This window comes from Rhodococcus sp. F64268, assembly GCF_023015605.1.
Taxonomy (GTDB): domain Bacteria; phylum Actinomycetota; class Actinomycetes; order Mycobacteriales; family Mycobacteriaceae; genus Rhodococcus.
The window spans coordinates 1-321 of sequence record NZ_JALKAI010000046.1 but is presented as its reverse complement, the minus strand read 5'-3'; the positions used below and the strand labels follow the sequence as shown (position 1 = coordinate 321).

Genomic DNA, 321 nt, shown 5'->3' with positions numbered 1-321 from the left:
GTCGCCGATGGTCTGGTGGCGGCGTTGGGGTTGGCGTTGGTGCGGTGGCGTCGGGATCGTGGTGTGGAGTCGTCGTCGGCGTTGGTGAAGTTCGAGGGTCATGGTCGTGAAGAGGCTGTGGTGCCGGGGGCGGATCTGTCGCGGACGGTGGGGTGGTTCACGAGTGCGTATCCGGTGCGGGTGGATCTGGCGGGTGTCGATGTCGATGATGCGTTCGCCGGTGGTGTGTCGGTCGGTGCTGCGGTCAAGGCTGTGAAGGAGCAGTTGCTGGCGATTCCGGACCGGGGTATGGGTTATGGCCTGTTGCGGTATCTGGATGGG

1 protein-coding gene is annotated in these 321 nt (G+C 64.8%); it reads left to right on the top strand.

What is annotated here, in order from left to right; translation table 11 throughout:
- Window positions 1-321: condensation domain-containing protein (locus tag MWU77_RS24480; RefSeq protein WP_247275036.1), on the top strand; the 321-nt coding region annotated here is incomplete at both ends.